The sequence below is a fragment of the Sinorhizobium sp. 22678 genome (assembly GCF_052044265.1).
Taxonomy (GTDB): Bacteria; Pseudomonadota; Alphaproteobacteria; order Rhizobiales; family Rhizobiaceae; genus Sinorhizobium; species Sinorhizobium meliloti_A.
The window spans coordinates 256676-273598 of the sequence record NZ_JBQEMS010000004.1; the positions used below are offsets into that span (position 1 = coordinate 256676).

Genomic DNA, 16923 nt, shown 5'->3' on the forward strand with positions numbered 1-16923 from the left:
GAAGGAACTATGCGCATCGTGGATCCAATCGGGAACGGGAAAATGGCAGGAATCGTCAATGTCGGGGTCCAGATGGACCATGTTTCGGGCATCACCATTGCGGGCGATTCGACCTTCGCGATGAGCCTGGAGGCGCAGGCCCGAGGCTACCGCCTGTTCCACTACACGCCCGAAAAGCTGTCGCTCCGGGACGGTAGGGTCTATGCGACCGCGCAGCAGATGCAGTTGCGCGACGTCAAGGGCGACCACTTCACCCTCGGCGAAGAGGAGCGGATCGATCTTTCGACCATGGACGTCATCCTGCTTCGCCAGGATCCGCCATTCGACATGGCCTATATCACTTCGACGCATCTGCTCGAACGGCTGCACCCGAAGACGCTGGTCGTCAACGATCCGGCCTGGGTCAGGAACTCGCCCGAGAAGATCTTCGTGACCGAGTTTCCGGATCTGATGCCCAAGACCCTGATCACTCGCGACCCGGACGAGATCGCCCGCTTCCGCCAGGAGATGGGCGACATCATCCTGAAACCGCTCTACGGCAATGGCGGCGCCGGCGTGTTCCACTCCGCCCGTGACGACCGCAATTTCTCGTCGCTCCTCGAAATGTTCGCGCAGATGTTCCGCGAGCCCTATATCGCCCAGGAATATCTGCCGGCGGTGCGCAAGGGCGACAAGCGCATCCTGCTCGTCGACGGCGAGCCGGTCGGAGCGATCAATCGCGTTCCGGCCGAGCACGATTCGCGCTCCAACATGCATGCGGGTGGGCGCGCGGAGGCAACCGACCTGACGGCGCGCGAGCGGGAGATCTGCAACCGCATCGGCCCGGCGCTGAAGGAACGCGGCTTCCTCTTCGTGGGCATCGACGTGATCGGCGACTACCTGACCGAGATCAACGTCACTTCGCCGACCGGCATCCGCGAAGTGAAGAAGTTCGGCGGTGCCGATGTCGCAAGCCTGCTCTGGGACGCGATCGAGAAGAAGCGCGCCTGATCTACGGGCCGCCACTTTCGCCCTTGTGTTCTGTCATTGTTCTTGTTTTCGAGCGTATTCCGTGCAAGATTTGCGGTTGCAACCGGTTTTGGTTGTGACGGCGTGTGTGGGCCGCCGTGCTTGAGCGGGATTGCGGAGGGACGATGATCCTCCGCGCTCCGCTCGAAATCAGGGGGCAGTATGGTCGCGCGCGTCAGCACGGTTGCGTTTCAGGGTATCGAGGGCGTTCCGGTCGACGTCCAGGTGATGGTTGCACCCGGCAAGGTCGGCATGCAGATCGTCGGACTGCCGGACAAGGCGGTGGCCGAAAGCCGCGAGCGCGTCCAGGCGGCGCTTCATGCATCGGGACTGGCGCTTCCCGCCAAGCGGGTGACCGTCAACCTGGCGCCGGCGGACCTACCGAAAGAAGGAAGTCATTTCGATCTCGCCATCGCGCTCGGCCTGATGGCGGCGCTCGGCGCTGTGCCTGCGGACGCGCTGGCCGGTTATGTCGTCATCGGCGAACTCAATCTCGACGGCACCATCGCAGCCGTCGCCGGCGCGCTGCCGGCGGCGATCGGCGCGAATGCGCTCGGCAAGGGACTGATCTGCCCGGCGGAAAGCGGGCCCGAGGCGGCATGGGCCGGATCGGAAATCGATATTCTCGCCCCGCGCAGCCTGATCGCCATCGCCAATCATTTCCGCGGCACGCAGGTGCTCTCCCGCCCCGAGCCGGCGGTCCGGGCGGCCGCCGAGGGCCTTCCCGATCTTGCCGACATCAAGGGCCAGGAAAGCGCCAAGCGGGCGCTGGAGGTCGCGGCGGCGGGCAATCACAATCTGCTGATGGTCGGCCCGCCCGGGTCGGGCAAGTCGATGCTTGCGGCGCGGCTCCCCTCCATCCTGCCGCCGCTTTCGCCCGCCGAACTGCTCGAAGTCTCGATGATCCATTCGATCGCCGGGCAATTGCCGGGCGGCAAGCTCTCGGACCGCCGGCCCTTCCGCGCGCCGCACCATTCCGCCACCATGGCGGCGCTGATCGGCGGCGGCTTCCGCGCGAAGCCGGGAGAGGCGTCGCTCGCCCATAACGGCGTGCTCTTTCTCGACGAGCTTCCGGAATTTGCACCACAGACGCTCGACGCTCTGCGCCAGCCGCTCGAAACCGCCACCTGCATCATCGCGCGGGCCAATCATCGCGTCACCTATCCGGCGGCGATCCAGCTCATTGCCGCCATGAACCCCTGCCGCTGCGGCATGGCCGGCGAGCCGGGCCGGAGCTGCGCCCGCGGGCCGCGCTGCATGGCCGATTATCAGGCGCGGATCTCCGGGCCGCTGTTGGATCGCATCGATATCCGCGTCGACGTCCCGGCCGTCAGCGCCGCCGACTTGATCCGCCCCGGCACATCCGAGCCGAGCGCCGCCGTCGCCCGCCGCGTCGCCCGCGCCCGCGAGTTGCAGAGAGACCGCTTCGCCGGCCTCGGTCATCCCGAGCTGACGAGCAACGCCCGCTCATCGACGACGATGATCGAAAAGATCGCCGAACCCGACGCCGCCGGCCTGCAGCTTCTGCGCGACGCGGCGGAGAAGATGAAATTCTCGGCGCGCGGCTATCACCGGGTGCTGAAGGTCGCCCGCACCCTCGCCGACCTCGACGAGGCGCCGGCGGTCGGCCGCATCCATCTCGCCGAAGCGATCTCCTACAGGGTGGCGGGAGAGAGACTGCCCGTCGCCGCGTAGGGGGCCGGCGTCGATGGAAAAAGCGGTCACCCTGCAGACGGGAGAGGCCGGGCAAAGGGCCGAAAGTTCGATTTGATTTCATTTCGACGGAGAAGAAGGGAGCTGCGGGTTTGCCGCGATTCCCTTCGCCGGTCTGCGGGGAGAAGGTGGCCGGCAGGCCGATCAGGGGCGCTCGCCGGCGCCTCCGGCGCTACGCTCCCAATCCCTCGAACAGCACCGTCGAAAGATACCGTTCGGCAAAGGACGGTATGATCACGACGATATTCTTGCCGGCATTTTCCCCGCGCTGTCCCACCTCTATCGCCGCCTGGAGCGCGGCACCGGCGGAGATGCCGACCGGCACGCCTTCGAGTCTTGCGACGAGCCGCGCCGCCTCTATGGCCTCGCCGGCATTTACCGTGACGACTTCGTCATAGACGCTCGTGTCGAGGATCGCCGGCGCGAAACCCGCGCCGATACCCTGGATCTTGTGCGGACCCGGGGCGCCGCCGGAAAGGATAGGGGATTCTTCGGGCTCGACGGCGATCACCTTGACCGACGGCTTTCGGGCTTTAAGCACCTGGCCGGCACCGGTGATGGTGCCGCCGGTGCCAATGCCGGACACGAGGATGTCGACTGCGCCTTCCGTGTCGTTCCAGATCTCCTCGGCGGTCGTCGTGCGGTGGATTTCCGGATTGGCCGGGTTTTCGAACTGCTGCGGAATGATCGCGTCGGGCAGCGTCTCGGTGAGTTCCTGGGCCTTGGCGATTGCGCCCTTCATGCCCTTGGCGCCTTCCGTCAGCACCAGTTCGGCGCCGAGAAGCGTCAGCATCTTGCGGCGCTCGACCGACATCGTCTCGGGCATGGTGAGGATCAGCCTGTAGCCCTTGGCGGCCGCGACGAAGGCGAGTGCTATGCCCGTATTGCCCGAAGTCGGCTCTACCAGCGTCGTGCGGCCGGGCGTGATCTTCCCTTGCGCCTCGAGCGATTCGATCATCGCGACGCCGATGCGGTCCTTGACGGAGCCGATCGGGTTGAAGAATTCGAGCTTGGCGAGCAGGTTCGCCTTCACGCCCTTTTCCTTGGCGAGCTTGTCCAGCCGCACGATGGGAGTGTCGCCGATCGTCTCGGTTATCGAGGAAAAGACGCGGCCGCGGCCGGGCTTGCGCGCTTCAGGCATAGGTTTCTCCCTTCGTTTTTAAATCGTCGCTGCGACAATAGGAGCTATGCGCGCTTGCTTCCAGAGCGGGAAAGCCTCGGATCGATGAGCCTGAAGGAAAAAACCGTTGAGAAGCGGCCGGCAGGGAAATCTTTTTTCAGGTCGCGCGGGTCGCAATGTAGGCGGCCGTTCCGGCGAGAATGCCCGCCGCGGCCCGGTTTAGGACCTTCAGCGCCTGCGGCTCTTTCAGGAGCGAGCGGGCGCGGGCCGCCAGCAGCATATAGGGCAGCAGCACGGCAAGAAGCACGAGGAAAGTCGCGACGAGCAGCAGGCCGTAGTCGCGGATCCCTATCGAGGCGAGGTCGATCAGCGTCGGAACGAGCGCCACGTAGAAAAGCATCGTCTTCGGATTGCCGAGCGTGACCGTCAGGCCCGAGAGGAAGGAGAGCGCCGCACTCGTCGACTTCCGCGCCTCGATGTTCTGCGACAGGAGCCCGGCCGTCCAGAGCTTCCAGGCGATATAGCCGAGATAGAGCGCTCCGGCGATCTTCACGACCAGAAACGCGGTCGTGAATGTCTGGGCGATGAAGGCGAGCCCGAGAACCACCGCCGTCAGATAGACCATGTCGCCGACGATGAGGCCGAGGCCCATGAAGAAGGTTTCCCGAAACCCCGATCCCAGGGCTCGGGCAACGAGCGCCGTCACGCCCGGGCCGGGAATGATGCCGGCGATGAAGAGAGCGCCGCTATAGGCGAGAAGAGCCGCAAGTGTCACGATCGTTCCTCCTGATAGGGCAGGTGTACCGCAGTCTGCCGCAAAGGAAAATCCGGGTATCACCCCGCATCTACGCGCGAAAATTGATCGGGTGACAAGAACGGCGTTGCCCTTGGCGGTAGAGCCGTACACTTTCCGGAAAAACTTGGGAGACCGGCGCACCATGCCCGAAATTCAGAACCTCCTGGGCTTCGCCCTGATCGCATTCGGCATGGTGCTGACGCCGGGGCCGAACATGATCTATCTGATCTCCCGCTCGATCTGCCAGGGACCGGGGGCGGGACTGATCTCGCTAGGGGGCATAGCGCTCGGCTTCGTCTGTTACATGGTGTCTGCCGCGCTCGGCATTACCGCCCTGCTTCTGGCGGTTCCCTTTGCCTATGACGCCCTTCGTTTCGCAGGCGCGCTTTACCTGCTTTACCTTGCCTGGCAGGCCGTTCGTCCCGGCGGCCGCTCGATTTTTCAAGTGCGGGACCTCCCGAAGGATCGCCCGCGCAAGCTCTTCGCAATGGGCCTCTTCACCAGCCTGCTCAATCCGAAGGTGGCCATCCTTTACGTGTCGCTGCTGCCGCAATTCATCCGCCCCGAGGCCGGCAACGTGCTCGCGCAGTCGCTCGTCTTCGGCAGCGTGCAGATCGCGATCAGCGTCAGCGTCAATGCGCTGATTGCGATGACGGCCGGAGCGGTGGCCGCCTTCCTCTCCGGTCGGCCGTCCTTCGTGCTGGTGCAGCGTTGGCTCATGAGCACGGCGCTGGCGGGTCTTGCCATCAGCATGGCCTCGGAGGCCCGGCGTTAGAGGCTTCCCTCCGCCGGACGCTTGGCGGACGATGACGATGGCCGAAGGGTCCAGCCGAGATTGGTGCCCGCGGCAGCGATGAGGATCGCGACCGAGCCCGCGATCTGCACCGGCTGCAGAGCGTGTCCGAACGCGATGCGGTCAACCAGGATCGCGGCCACCGGATAGATGAAGGAAAGGGCGCCGGTCATGTGGGTCGGCAGCTTCTGTATGGCGCCGTAAAGCAGAATATACATGATGCCGGTATGAACCACGCCGACGGTCAGGAGCAGCGTCCACTGGAGCGTTCCCTGCGGCAGCGGCGCGACGAGGGCGAAGGGGGCGAGCATGGCCGCTCCGGTGATGACCTGCACCAGCGCGATCAGATGCGGCGGCGTGCCCTTGAGTAGCTTGGTAACGAGCGCCGCGATTGCGTAGAAGAAGGCGGCGCCGAGCGACAGTGCTATCCCGGTGAGATAGTCGCTTGGCTCATAAGTGCCCGCGGGCTTGGCGAGGACGATCGCGATCATGCCTGCGAAGGAGAGCGAGAGCCAGAGGAGTTTGCTGGCGGTGATCTTCTCTCCGATAAAGAGCGCACCGAGCCCGAGCAGCATGAAGGGCTGCGTGTTGTAGACCATGGTCGCGATGGAGATCGAGGCGCGGGGATAGGCGGCGAAGAGCAGGAGCCAGTTCACGACGATCGCGACGCCGCCCAGAGCGGAAAGAATGATGACCTTCATCCGCAAATGTCTCAGGTCGATGAGGCCGAAGACCGCCGCAAGCGCGGCGAGCGTTGCGGCCCCGAAAACGCAACGCCAGAAGACGACGCCCGAGGCGGGCTGGCCCGACATCAGAACGAACCAGCCGATCGTTCCCGAAATCAGCATCGCCGCCGTCATTTCCGCGCTTCCGCGCCGTATGTCCTTATCCATGGCCTTTTGCTCCATCCATTATGCTGCAAGAATAATGAGCCTGGTGGCGCAGGGATATGGATTTTGAGAGGAAATTATGGGAGGGTACCTAACAGATTAAGGCGATAAGGCTAAATTGACTTACGAGGGAGTTGGATGCTGGACGAGCTCGACCGCCGCATTCTCGAAATTCTGGCCGCCAATGCCCGGGTGTCGTTGAAGGAGCTGGCGCAGGAGGCCGGCCTTTCCTCGCCGAGCGCGGCGGAGCGGCTGCGCAAGCTCGAGGAGCGCGGCGTGCTCGATGGTTTCACGATCTCGGTCAATCCGGCGCGTCTCGGCTATCCGCTGCAGGCGATCGTCCGCATCCGGCCGATGCCGGGCATGCTGCATATCGTCGAAAGGCTGATCCAGGAAACGCCCGAATTCATCGAATGCGACAAGGTCACGGGGGACGACTGCTTCATCGCCAAGATGCTGGTGCGCGACATGGCGGAACTCGACACGATCCTCGATCGCATCGCGGAAAAGGCGCAGACGAATACGTCGATCGTCAAATCCTCGCCGGTCAAGCGGCGCCTGCCGCCGCTTATTTAGTTCCGGTCGAGCCGAAGCCGCCGGCCCCGCGCGCCGTCGCCGTCGCGCCATCTGCCTCGCGGATCGCCAGCTGGGTCACCGGGGCGATCACGATCTGGGCGATACGCATGCCGCGCTCGACCGCGAAATCCTCCGCACCGAGATTGACGAGCAGCACCTTCACCTCTCCGCGATAGTCGCTGTCGACGGTGCCCGGCGTGTTGAGGCAGGTGATGCCGTGCTTGAAGGCCAGCCCGGAACGTGGCCGGATCTGGCCTTCATGACCGGCGGGGATCTCGAAGATAAAGCCCGTCGGGACCAATGCGCGCTCTCCCGGCCGGATCGTCATCGGGTCCTCGGCCGGCACGGCCGCGCGCAGGTCCATGCCGGCGGCACCCGTGGTCTCATAGGCCGGCAGGTCGAGACCCTCGCCATGAGGCAGGCGGACGAGGGTGAGGCCAGGGGTCGGGGCAGGACGATTTTCGGGCGTGTGCATGGTCATTCCGTCATAAGCACGGCCGGGCTTGCCGCAGTCAATTGCATATTGGCCCCCGAGCCTGTAAAGGACGCCGCAACTCACAGGATACTCAGATCATGGCCGAAAGCATTGCCGAGGCGGTCTCCCGCCGCCGCACATTTGCGATCATTTCGCACCCGGACGCCGGTAAGACGACGCTCACCGAGAAGCTTCTGCTCTTCGGCGGCGCGATCCAGCTCGCCGGTGAGGTCAAGGCCAAGAAGGACCGCATCCAGACCCGCTCGGACTGGATGAAGATCGAGCGCGAGCGCGGCATCTCCGTCGTCACCTCGGTGATGACCTTCGAATATAACGATACTGTTTTCAACCTGCTCGATACGCCGGGTCACGAGGACTTTGCCGACGACACCTACCGCACGCTGACGGCGGTCGATGCGGCTGTCATGGTGATCGACGCGGCAAAGGGTATCGAGCCGCGCACGCTCAAGCTCTTCGAGGTCTGCCGCCTGCGCGATATCCCGATCATCACCTTCGTCAACAAGATGGACCGCGAAAGCCGCGATCCGTTCGAAATCCTCGACGAGGTCGAGCAGAAGCTGGCGCTCGACTGCGCGCCGGTCACCTGGCCGATCGGCCGCTCCAAGACCTTCTGCGGCACCTATCATCTTGCCACCGACGAGGTGCGCGGCGCCGACAAGCAGGAGCGGCTGACCAAGGTCAACGATCCGGAAATGGCTTCGCACCGTCTGCCCGAGAACGAACGTGACACGTTCATCGAAGAAGCGTCGCTGGCGATCGAGGCCTGCAAGCCCTTCGACCGTAAGGCTTTCCTCGAAGGGCACCTCACGCCGGTGTACTTCGGCTCGGCGCTGCGGAACTTCGGCGTGCGCGACCTGATCAATGGGCTCGCCGACTTCGCGCCGCCGCCGCGGGCCCAGGTTGCCGACATCCGCACCGTCGAGGCGACGGACGACAGAATGACCGCCTTCGTCTTCAAGATCCAGGCGAACATGGACCCGAACCACCGCGACCGCATCGCCTTCGTCCGCGTCTGCTCGGGCAAGCTCGAGCGCGGCATGAAGGCGCGGCTTTCGCGCACCGGCAAGCAGATGGGGTTGACGGCGCCGCAGTTCTTCTTCGCCTCGCAGCGCCAGCTCGCCGATACGGCTTTCGCCGGCGACGTCGTCGGCATCCCGAACCACGGCACGCTCAGGATCGGCGATACGCTGACCGAGGGCGAGCCGCTCGTCTTCCAGGGCGTGCCGAACTTCGCACCGGAAATTCTCCGCCGCGTCCGGCTGGAAGATGCGATGAAGGCGAAGAAGCTGAAAGAGGCGCTGCAGCAGATGGCGGAAGAGGGCGTCGTGCAGCTCTTTTCTCCGGACGACGGCGCGCCTGCGATCGTCGGCGTCGTCGGCGCGCTCCAGCTTGACGTGCTCAAGGAACGCCTGCAGGCGGAATACAGTCTGCCGGTCTCCTTCGAGATGTCCCGCTTCTCCATCTGCCGCTGGATCTCCGCCGAGAACCCGGCCGAACTCGAAAAGTTCATCGCGACCCACCGCGGCGACATTGCGCGGGACCTTGACGGCGACCCGGTATACCTGGCGCAGGACGGGTTCTCGCTGCGCTACGAATCGGAGCGCTATCCGGCGGTCAAGATGGTGGCGATCAAGGAGTATCACGTCGCCAAGGCGGCGTGATCGCGCCTGAGCCGGATTACCCTATCCGGCCCGCTCCGGACCGGCCCTGCGAAGACCGAGGCTCAGCACGGCGATCAGCACGCATGCCATGCCGATCATCTGATTGGCGGTGATCGTCTCGCCGAGAACGGCAGCGGCGAGGAGCAGCGCGGAAACCGGTGCCAAGGCGGTGAAGACCGAGGCCTCGGTGCCGCTCACCTTCTGAAGTCCCGCATACCAGAGCACGAAGCCCCCGACCGTCGGCACGAGCGCGTAATAGGCGACCGCCGCGAGCGCCGGGGCGCCTGTCGCGCCCATCGAAGGAAGTTCTGCAACCGCGAACGGGAGCGCAATGGCACCACCGAAGCCCGTCATCAGCGCCGACAGGCCAAGCGGCGGAATCGCGACGCTGACGCGCTTGTTGAGCAGGATGAACAGGCCTTCGCAGATGACCGCGCCGAAGATCAGCGCGCTGCCGGCGAGCGAATGCGCGGCGTTTGCATCCGGCCGGAAGACGATCGCGAGAACGCCGGCCGCCGCCAGGCAAACGGCCGCGAACACGGAGCGATGCGGACGCTCGCCGAGAACCATGATGGCGATTGCGGCGGAGACGACGGGGAGCGTCCCGATGATGACGCCGGCATCGGCCGCAGAGGTGAGCTTCAGGCCGGAAATGAGCAGAGTCGTGTAGCCGACGCTGCCGGCGCCTGCCTGAAACAGGAGGATGAGCCAATCGCTCTTCGGCAGCTTGGGCCAGGACGCCCCGGTCGCGCGCATCAGACCCAGGAAAAGAGGGAAGGCGATGGCAAAACGCAGCGCCGTTGCCGTGAACGGCGGCAGGCCGGCGGCGATGATCTTGCTCGCGATCACGGTGCTGCCGACGAGCACCATGGCGAGCGACAAAAAGACATATCCCTGAACCTGCTTCGACATTCTGCCACCGTTCCCGATTGATGATGGGGGCAGAAAGACCGATCGGCAGCGCGCGGTCTTGTACGAAATTGCAAGGCGGCGAAATCAGTTCACCGCTTGCGCGTAGACACCGGGGGAGAAGCCGTATTTGCGCACGAACACGCGTGTCATGTGGCTCTGGTCCACGAAGCCGCCGGCAGCTGCCGCTTCCGCGAGCGGCGTGCCCCCGGCGATCAGCCGCCGGACGATGTCTATCCGGCGTTGGAGGAGATAGGCATGGGGCGTCAGTCCCGTCGCCCTGGAGAAGCCACGCACGAGCTGGAAGCGGCTCAGGCCGCTCTCGCGGGCGAGGTCCGCGAGCGTAAGCGACGCAAGCGGATCGTCCTCGATAAGGCTCACGGCCGAGGCGACCGACTTCGGCACGCCTGCCGGCGCATCCGGCGAGGCAAGCTGCATCGCCTCCGCGAACAGGGTGACGGCCAGTTCATCCCAGCGAAGCATCGTCTCGGCGCCGTCGGCGGCCGCGGCAGCCGCAAAGATCGCGCCGAAGCGGGCAGCCAGCCCGGTACTTCTGATCACCGGGTCCGAGAATTCGCAATCCGCGCTCTTCCCTTCGGTGACGTCATCGACGAGCGAGGCGACCAGCGGCGGATCCAGATAGAGCATCCGCCAGGACCGGCCCGCGTCGCCGATCGGGGCTCCGTCGTGGACCTCACCGGGATTGACGGTGATCACGTCGCCCGCTTCCGCCTCGACGGTTCCGCGGCCGCTCAGCGACGTCTGCGCACCCGCATGGATCAGGCCGATGCCGAACTGCTCGTGCGTATGGCGCGCGAAACTGTGATTCGTCATGGCTTCCACCACGTCGACGCCGGCGATGCGGCGCGGCAGCATTCTGAAATGCCCTTTCGCCATGTACCGTCCGCTGTCCCGTTCCAGGTTGAGCCCTTATGGTGGTATAGCGCTTCCATTCCCTGCCGCCTAGCGCAGGTGGCCGATAGCTTCGCCGGATCAGGAGGAAACCGAGATGCTCTACACGGCACGGACGCTGAAGCGGCTGCGGCTCCTGAACGGCATGAAACAGAGCCATGTGGCGGAGCTCATGCGGGTGACGCAGGCGACGATATCGCGCTGGGAAGCGGGCGTCCTCACACCTTCCGAAAATCAGCAGCAGGCGCTGGAGCGCCTATTCGCCAGGGTGCCCTCAGCCGCCGATGCGGCTGTCAAGCGGCTGGTCGAAAGCTCGAGCGCGAGGGTTCACCTGATCTGCGACCACTCGCACCGGCTGCTGGCTGCTTCGCCCCGGCGGCGGGCGGAGTGGCGGCGGGAAATGGTCGGCGAGCCGATGTTCCGTTATGCCTCGCAGGAGATCCGGAAGGCGGAACGCGATCTCGCGGAGCTTGGCTGGCACGATGGCCGTTTGGCTTTCCTGGCCGTCGAGACCGGGCCCAACGGCCGCGATGACGTTCCCATCTCGGCCGGTCGCGTGCTTTGGGAGCGCATACCACTCGCCGACGGCGCGATGGGCCGGCTGGTCACCGCGATCTCGTGAGCGAACGCATAATTTATGCCTTGCCGGCTTCGCCGCGCTGCGCCTAGCCTCAAGGCAACAAGGAGCGACGCATGACGATACTGGTGACGGGAAGCGCCGGCCATCTGGGTGAGGCATTGATAAGGGTACTGCGCGCGGCCGGCCGGGACGTTCGCGGCATCGACATCAAGAGCTCCCCATTCACCGATGCGGTCGGGTCGGTCGCCGACCGCCGCTTCGTCCGTCACGCAATGAAGGACGTTCGCGCAGTCATCCATTCCGCGACCCTGCACAAACCGCATGTGGCGACGCACGGTTATTGCGAGTTCGTCGATACCAATGTCGCGGGCACGGTCAATCTGCTGGAAGAGGCAGCCGGGGCGGGCGTCGGCGCCTTTGTCTTTACCAGCACCACGAGCGCCTTCGGTTCGGCCCTGACGCCGGCGCCCGGCGAGCCGGCAGCCTGGATCACGGAGGACGTCCAGCCGATCCCGCGCAACATCTATGGTGTGAGCAAAGTTGCGGCGGAGGGATTCTGCGAGCTTTTCGCGCGGCGGCACGGTCTGCCCGCCGTCATTCTCCGGACCTCGCGCTTCTTTCCCGAGGCCGATGACGATGCGGAAATCCGCGGCCGCTTTGAAACGGCCAATGCGCAGGCGAATGAATTGCTCTACCGGCGCGCGGATATCGAGGATGTCGTGAGCGCCCATCTATCGGCCCTCGACCGGGCGATGGAGATCGGCTTTGGCCGTTTCATCGTCTCGGCCCCGACGCCGTTCACGCGCGACGATCTCGCGTCTCTGCGGGAGGATGCCCCATCCGTCGTCTTCAGCCGCTTTCCCGAATGCGAGGCGCTTTATGCGCACCGGGGGTGGCGGCTGTTTCCGACGATCGATCGGGTTTATGTGAGTGCGCGCACGACGGCTTGTCTCGGCTGGCGGCCGAAATACGATTTTGCCCATGTGCTGAAATGCCTGCGCCGCGGCAAGGATTTCCGCAGCCCGCTCGCAATCGAGATCGGGTCCAAGGGCTACCACGACACGGTCTTTGCGGATGGCCCCTATCCGGTCGCCTGAACCCTCAATCCCGAGGCAGCCCCGGCAGCTTGCCGATCTCGCCGGACCAGGGCAGGGCGGAGGAACACCAGATCTGCTTGCGTGGTGCAAGTTCGCGCCGCTGATTTATGGTGCCGACGCGGATGCCGATCTCCTCTGCGTCCTCGTCGGTGCCCGTCGTGTAGACCGGCGAGCCGCAATCGGGGCAGAAGAATTGCAGCCGCTTGCGTCCGTTTTCGCCGGTCTTGACGTAAAGCTTCGGCTCGCCGCCCGTCAGCCGGAACGATGATCGCGGCGTGCTGGTGCTGACGCGGTAGGCGGTGCCGGTCAGCCTTTGGCAATCGTTACAATGGCAGATCGTTACGTGCTCCGGATCGATCTCCGCCTCGTAGGTAACGAAGCCGCAATGGCACTGGCCGTCGATATGCATGAAACGCTCCTCGTCGCTTGCTTCGGCAAGATACGATAGGGCGAAGGCTCCATTCGTCCAGTGCGACGTCCGCCGGTCAGACGCCGGTGAACAGCCACTCGTGTTCCCTCGCATTGTGGAACTTCCAGATCCGCTTCGGCCCCGCCATGACGTTGAGATAATAGGAATCGTAGCCGTGGACCGCGGCCACCGGATGGTAGCCCCTCGGTACCAGCGTCACGTCGCCATCCTCCACCGCCATCGCCTCGTCCAGCGAACGGTCGTCGGTATAGACGCGCTGCATTGCAAAACCCTGCGGAGGGTTGAGGCGGTGGTAATAGGTCTCCTCGAGATAGCTTTCGGCCGGCAGGTTGTCCTGGTCGTGTTTGTGCGGCGGGTAGGAGGAGGTGTGGCCGCCCGGCGTGATCACCTCGACGACCAGCAGCGACTGCGCCGATTCGTCGTCTTCCGGCATGATGTTGGTGACGTAGCGTGTGTTGGTGCCCCGGCCGCGCGTCATCTGCGGGTGCGTGCCCGGGCGGATGATTTTCGCCTCGAAGCCTTCCCCCCCCGGCGCGGAGCAGACGGCGAGGTCGAGATCCGTGGTCGCTTCGGCCTGCCAGCTGCTGCCCCTCGGCACATAGACCGCATAGGGCTGGCCCTCGAAAGGCGTCATGCGCTCGCCGAGCTCGCCGAAGTCCTCGCCATCGACCGAAACCCTGGCTTTTCCGCTGACGAGTACCAGGCAGAGTTCCTTCTCGCCCGCTTCGCCGCCGGTCGTCTCGCTGGGCCGCAGCCGATGGAGGGCGAAACCGACATAGGTCCAGCCGGCACTTTCCGGCGTGATCTCCTGCATCAGGCCGGATTGCGCTTTCGGTTTGATGAGCAGTTTGGACATTCGGCGGTCTCCTGATCTCGCGTCTGTAGGTCTGCCCCTCTCCATAGCCCTCTGGAAGGGAGGCGGCAGCCGGGTGAGGGGCGTCTACGCGTCGAGCCCCGCTTCCTTCGCAAAGGCCTTCAGCGACTTCAGCCCGAGCGATTGGTACTCGAACGGATTGCGCACGGCCGAGTCCTGCTCGGCCTCGATGACCAGCCAGCCATCATAGCCGTGCTGGGCGGCGATCTTCAGAACCGGCAGGAAGTCGACGCTCCCTTCCGCATCGCCCGGAACGGTAAAGACGCCGCGTCGCACACCCTCGAGAAAGGACAGACCTTCGCTTTCGACCACCGCGCGGACCGCCGGGCGGACGTTCTTGCAATGAATGTGGCGGACGCGGTCCATATATCTCCGCGCCACGTCCGCCGGGTCGGAACCGCCGAACCAGGCATGGCCGGTGTCGAGCAGCAGTTTGGTCGCCGGACCGGTGTTCCGCATCAGGAGGTCGATCTCCTCGCCGGTCTGGACGATTGTGCCCATGTGGTGGTGGTAGACCAGATCGATGCCCTGGCCGGCGCAATATTCGGCGATCGCCTCGAGGTCGGCGCCGAATTTCTCCCACTTGTCCGCCGGCAGAACCGGCTTGTCCTTCACGAGCGACTTGGAATCGTCGCCGTGAATGGCGTTCGAGGTTTCGCAGACGATCGCCACCCGGCAGCCATTATGCTTCAGAAGGTCGAGATGCGGCTGGATAGCCTTCTTCTCCGCTTCGACATCATGGGTGAGGAGGTTGGTCGAGTGCCAGCCCGAGACGAAGACGAGATCGTAACTTGAGAGCTTCTGCTTCAGCGCTTCTGGGTCGGACGGCATCTTGTGGCCCTTCTCGATGCCGTCGAAGCCGATCTTCTTGCAATCGGAGAGGCAGTCCTCGAGCGTCAGATGCGCGCCGATCGAATGGTCGTCGTCATTGCTCCAGGCGATCGGGTTGGTTCCGTAACGGATCATGTGTTTTGCTTTCTGCTGCGTGGTCTGTTTGGGGCAGTCGGTTCGTAGTTTCGTTTTTGGTGCGCCGAGGATGCCGCAGTGTGGCCCCTCATCCGCCTGCCGGCATCTTCTCCCCGCGTGCGGGGAGAAGGGACAAGCCGCGCTGTCCCCGCCCCAACCCGCAAGCCACGGCTGACCGCCGGGCACGTCCCCTCTCCCCGCCCTGCGCGGAGAGGGTTAGGGGCCGCTGGCCGGGCGCCAGTGTCAACCAAACCGCTGGGCCTGGAGGGCCTTCTCGTAGCCTTCGCGGGCGGCCTTCACCTGGTCTCGGTCCGAAACCTCCGGTACCGCGACGTCCCACCAGTGCCCGCCGGCCTCCGTTGTGATCAGCGGATCGGTATCGATGACGATCACGGTCGTGCGCGCCTCGTCGGCGGTCTCCGCGAGCGCAGCTTCGAGCTCGGGGATCGAGCCGACCTTGCGGGTCACGGCGCCCATGGCGGCGGCGTGCGCGGCGAAGTCGATCCGAGGCAGCTCCACATGATGGGTGTCCTTCAGCAGATTGTTGAAGTTGGCGCCGCCCGTTCCCATCTGCAGCCGGTTGATGCAACCATAGCCGGCATTGTCGAGCAGCACGACGGTGAATTTGGCGCCGAGCATGACGGAAGAGGCGATCTCCGAGTTCAGCATCATGTAGCTGCCGTCGCCCACCATGACGATCACGTCGCTATCGGGCTTGGCAAGCTTTACGCCCAGACCGCCGGCGACTTCGTAGCCCATGGTCGAAAAGCCGTATTCCATGTGATAGCCGCCCGGCTCCTCCGCCTGCCACAGTTTGTGCAGCTCGCCCGGAAGTCCCCCGGCGGCGCAGACGAGCGTCGTTTGCCTGCCGCCGCGGGCGCGCTGGACGGCGCCGATGACCTGAGCGTCGGAGGGAAGTGCGGCATTGGTGGTGGCGGTCGCCCTCTCGGCTTCAGCAAGCCACTCAGCCTTGCCCGCTTTTGCCCTCTCGGTCCAGGCTGTATCGGCCTTGTAGCTGCCGAGACCGCCGGAAATGCGGTTGAGGCCGGCCCGCGCGTCGGCAATCAGCGGCTGTCCCTGGTGCTTGCCGGCGTCGAAGGCCTGGACGTTGAGGCCGATGATCTTCAGCGCCTCGTTTTTGAAGAGCGCCCAGGAACCGGTGGTGAAATCCTGCAGCCGTGAGCCGACGGCGAGCACGACATCGGCCTCTTCCGCCAATGCGTTGGAGGCGGACGTGCCGGTGACGCCGATGGAACCCATATTCAGCGGATGCGAATGCGGCAGAGCGGACTTGCCGGCCTGGGTCTCCATGACCGGAATGCCGTGTTTCTCGGCGAACGCAGCGAGTTCGGCGCTCGCTTCCGAGTAGAGCACGCCGCCACCGGCGATGATGATCGGCTTCTTCGCGGATCTGAGCGCCTCGATTGCCGATGCCAGCTCGTCGAGGTCAGGCTCGATGCGGCGCGGAACCCAGACCTTCTCGTCGAAGAAGGTTTCCGGATAGTCGTAGGCTTCCGCCTGCACGTCCTGGCAGAGCGATAGCGTCACCGGCCCGCATTCGGCAGGATCGGTCAGGACCTGCATGGCGCGGCGGAGCGCCGGGATGATCTGCTCGGGCCGGGTGATGCGATCGAAATACCGCGAGACGGGCTTGAAGCAGTCATTCGCCGAGATCGTGCCGTCCCCGAAACTCTCCACCTGCTGCAGCACCGGATCGGGCCTGCGGTTGGCGAAGACGTCGCCGGGAAGGAGGAGAACCGGCAGTCGATTGACATGTGCCAGCGCGGCCGAGGTCACCATGTTGAGCGCGCCCGGGCCGATCGAGGTGGTGCAGGCCATGAAGCGGCGGCGGAAGCTCGCCTTGGCGAAGGCGATCGCCGCATTCGCCATGCCCTGTTCGTTCTGGGCGCGGTAGGTCGGGAGCGTTTCGCGAACGCCGTAAAGCGCCTCGCCGACGCCGGCGACGTTGCCGTGGCCGAAGATCGCGAAGACGCCGCCGAAGATCGGCACGCGCTCGCCGTCGATGATCGTCATCTGCCGGGTCAGGAACCGCGCCACGGCCTGTGCCATGGTCAGGCGCACGGTTTTCTGGCTCATTTGTT

At 64.9% G+C, this 16923-nt stretch carries 17 protein-coding genes; 7 read left to right on the forward strand and 10 right to left on the reverse strand.

Going from position 1 to position 16923, the window contains the following annotated elements:
- Positions 1-42 precede the first annotated feature (42 nt).
- On the forward strand, positions 43-990 hold the full coding sequence (gene gshB, locus ACTJKL_RS08850) for a glutathione synthase (protein ID WP_440852709.1): 948 nt from the start codon (positions 43-45) through the stop codon (positions 988-990).
- A 180-nt stretch (positions 991-1170) separates the two neighbouring features.
- A complete protein-coding gene (locus tag ACTJKL_RS08855) occupies positions 1171-2703 on the forward strand; it encodes a YifB family Mg chelatase-like AAA ATPase (RefSeq protein ID WP_440852710.1) in 1533 nt (510 codons plus the stop codon).
- 190 nt (positions 2704-2893) lie between these two features.
- On the opposite strand, the gene cysK is transcribed toward ACTJKL_RS08855, so the two are convergent.
- Both cysK and ACTJKL_RS08865 read right to left on the reverse strand, forming a co-directional pair.
- Entirely contained in the window at positions 2894-3862 is a 969-nt protein-coding gene (gene cysK, locus ACTJKL_RS08860) for a cysteine synthase A (RefSeq protein WP_100669799.1), read from the reverse strand.
- A gap of 136 nt (positions 3863-3998) precedes the next feature.
- On the reverse strand, positions 3999-4616 hold the full coding sequence (locus ACTJKL_RS08865) for a LysE family translocator (protein ID WP_100669798.1): 618 nt from the start codon (positions 4614-4616) through the stop codon (positions 3999-4001).
- Positions 4617-4779: 163 nt separating this feature from the next.
- Here ACTJKL_RS08865 and ACTJKL_RS08870 point away from each other — a divergent pair, with 163 nt between their 5' ends.
- Positions 4780-5412 carry a LysE family translocator gene (locus tag ACTJKL_RS08870; RefSeq protein ID WP_100670034.1) on the forward strand — a complete coding sequence of 211 codons (633 nt, stop codon included), beginning with the start codon at positions 4780-4782 and terminating at the stop codon, positions 5410-5412.
- On the opposite strand, the gene ACTJKL_RS08875 is transcribed toward ACTJKL_RS08870, so the two are convergent.
- Entirely contained in the window at positions 5409-6323 is a 915-nt protein-coding gene (locus ACTJKL_RS08875; RefSeq protein ID WP_440852711.1) for a DMT family transporter, read from the reverse strand. The two genes, ACTJKL_RS08870 and ACTJKL_RS08875, sit on opposite strands and share 4 nt — an antisense overlap.
- Positions 6324-6458: 135 nt before the next feature.
- Here ACTJKL_RS08875 and ACTJKL_RS08880 point away from each other — a divergent pair, with 135 nt between their 5' ends.
- Entirely contained in the window at positions 6459-6896 is a 438-nt protein-coding gene (locus ACTJKL_RS08880; protein ID WP_003527801.1) for an Lrp/AsnC family transcriptional regulator, read from the forward strand.
- Here ACTJKL_RS08880 and dut read toward each other — a convergent pair.
- Positions 6889-7371, reverse strand: coding sequence for a dUTP diphosphatase (dut, locus tag ACTJKL_RS08885; protein WP_100670033.1), 483 nt, complete (start codon positions 7369-7371; stop codon positions 6889-6891). The two genes, ACTJKL_RS08880 and dut, sit on opposite strands and share 8 nt — an antisense overlap.
- A 98-nt stretch (positions 7372-7469) precedes the next feature.
- Between dut and ACTJKL_RS08890 the strand changes: the two genes are divergently transcribed.
- Complete coding sequence (locus ACTJKL_RS08890) at positions 7470-9053, forward strand: peptide chain release factor 3 (protein WP_440852712.1); 1584 nt, start codon at positions 7470-7472, stop codon at positions 9051-9053.
- Positions 9054-9074: 21 nt separating this feature from the next.
- On the opposite strand, the gene ACTJKL_RS08895 is transcribed toward ACTJKL_RS08890, so the two are convergent.
- Together ACTJKL_RS08895 and ACTJKL_RS08900 are read right to left on the reverse strand one after the other, a co-directional pair.
- A complete protein-coding gene (locus ACTJKL_RS08895; RefSeq protein WP_440852713.1) occupies positions 9075-9965 on the reverse strand; it encodes a DMT family transporter in 891 nt (296 codons plus the stop codon).
- A gap of 84 nt (positions 9966-10049) precedes the next feature.
- Positions 10050-10859, reverse strand: a complete 810-nt coding sequence (locus tag ACTJKL_RS08900) for an AraC family transcriptional regulator (protein WP_440852714.1) — start codon at positions 10857-10859, stop codon at positions 10050-10052.
- Between the two features lie 112 nt (positions 10860-10971).
- Between ACTJKL_RS08900 and ACTJKL_RS08905 the strand changes: the two genes are divergently transcribed.
- A complete protein-coding gene (locus ACTJKL_RS08905; RefSeq protein WP_440852715.1) occupies positions 10972-11496 on the forward strand; it encodes a helix-turn-helix transcriptional regulator in 525 nt (174 codons plus the stop codon).
- 71 nt (positions 11497-11567) lie between these two features.
- Positions 11568-12551, forward strand: coding sequence for an NAD-dependent epimerase/dehydratase family protein (locus ACTJKL_RS08910; protein ID WP_440852716.1), 984 nt, complete (start codon positions 11568-11570; stop codon positions 12549-12551).
- A gap of 4 nt (positions 12552-12555) precedes the next feature.
- On the opposite strand, the gene ACTJKL_RS08915 is transcribed toward ACTJKL_RS08910, so the two are convergent.
- From ACTJKL_RS08915 to iolD, 4 genes are all read right to left on the reverse strand, one after another.
- A complete protein-coding gene (locus ACTJKL_RS08915; protein WP_018093958.1) occupies positions 12556-12960 on the reverse strand; it encodes a GFA family protein in 405 nt (134 codons plus the stop codon).
- A gap of 76 nt (positions 12961-13036) precedes the next feature.
- The gene (gene iolB, locus ACTJKL_RS08920) at positions 13037-13837 is read right to left on the reverse strand and encodes a 5-deoxy-glucuronate isomerase (RefSeq protein WP_100669792.1); all 801 of its coding nucleotides are present in this window, start codon (positions 13835-13837) and stop codon (positions 13037-13039) included.
- A gap of 84 nt (positions 13838-13921) precedes the next feature.
- On the reverse strand, positions 13922-14821 hold the full coding sequence (gene iolE / locus ACTJKL_RS08925; protein ID WP_440852717.1) for a myo-inosose-2 dehydratase: 900 nt from the start codon (positions 14819-14821) through the stop codon (positions 13922-13924).
- A 243-nt stretch (positions 14822-15064) separates the two neighbouring features.
- Positions 15065-16918: a 3D-(3,5/4)-trihydroxycyclohexane-1,2-dione acylhydrolase (decyclizing) gene (iolD, locus tag ACTJKL_RS08930; RefSeq protein WP_411922675.1), complete on the reverse strand. Its 1854-nt coding sequence runs from the start codon at positions 16916-16918 to the stop codon at positions 15065-15067.
- Between the last annotated feature and the right edge of the window lie 5 nt (positions 16919-16923).

Coding starts and splice junctions, on each gene's coding strand:
- ACTJKL_RS08875 (WP_440852711.1), bottom strand. CDS start 6,323: ATGGATAAGGACATACGGCGCGGAAGCGCGGAAATGACGGCGGCGATG.
- ACTJKL_RS08895 (WP_440852713.1), bottom strand. CDS start 9,965: ATGTCGAAGCAGGTTCAGGGATATGTCTTTTTGTCGCTCGCCATGGTG.
- iolE (WP_440852717.1), bottom strand. CDS start 14,821: ATGATCCGTTACGGAACCAACCCGATCGCCTGGAGCAATGACGACGAC.
- ACTJKL_RS08855 (WP_440852710.1), top strand. CDS start 1,171: ATGGTCGCGCGCGTCAGCACGGTTGCGTTTCAGGGTATCGAGGGCGTT.
- ACTJKL_RS08890 (WP_440852712.1), top strand. CDS start 7,470: ATGGCCGAAAGCATTGCCGAGGCGGTCTCCCGCCGCCGCACATTTGCG.
- dut (WP_100670033.1), bottom strand. CDS start 7,371: ATGCACACGCCCGAAAATCGTCCTGCCCCGACCCCTGGCCTCACCCTC.
- iolD (WP_411922675.1), bottom strand. CDS start 16,918: ATGAGCCAGAAAACCGTGCGCCTGACCATGGCACAGGCCGTGGCGCGG.
- cysK (WP_100669799.1), bottom strand. CDS start 3,862: ATGCCTGAAGCGCGCAAGCCCGGCCGCGGCCGCGTCTTTTCCTCGATA.
- gshB (WP_440852709.1), top strand. CDS start 43: ATGGCAGGAATCGTCAATGTCGGGGTCCAGATGGACCATGTTTCGGGC.
- ACTJKL_RS08910 (WP_440852716.1), top strand. CDS start 11,568: ATGACGATACTGGTGACGGGAAGCGCCGGCCATCTGGGTGAGGCATTG.
- ACTJKL_RS08900 (WP_440852714.1), bottom strand. CDS start 10,859: ATGGCGAAAGGGCATTTCAGAATGCTGCCGCGCCGCATCGCCGGCGTC.
- ACTJKL_RS08905 (WP_440852715.1), top strand. CDS start 10,972: ATGCTCTACACGGCACGGACGCTGAAGCGGCTGCGGCTCCTGAACGGC.
- ACTJKL_RS08880 (WP_003527801.1), top strand. CDS start 6,459: ATGCTGGACGAGCTCGACCGCCGCATTCTCGAAATTCTGGCCGCCAAT.
- ACTJKL_RS08870 (WP_100670034.1), top strand. CDS start 4,780: ATGCCCGAAATTCAGAACCTCCTGGGCTTCGCCCTGATCGCATTCGGC.
- ACTJKL_RS08915 (WP_018093958.1), bottom strand. CDS start 12,960: ATGCATATCGACGGCCAGTGCCATTGCGGCTTCGTTACCTACGAGGCG.
- iolB (WP_100669792.1), bottom strand. CDS start 13,837: ATGTCCAAACTGCTCATCAAACCGAAAGCGCAATCCGGCCTGATGCAG.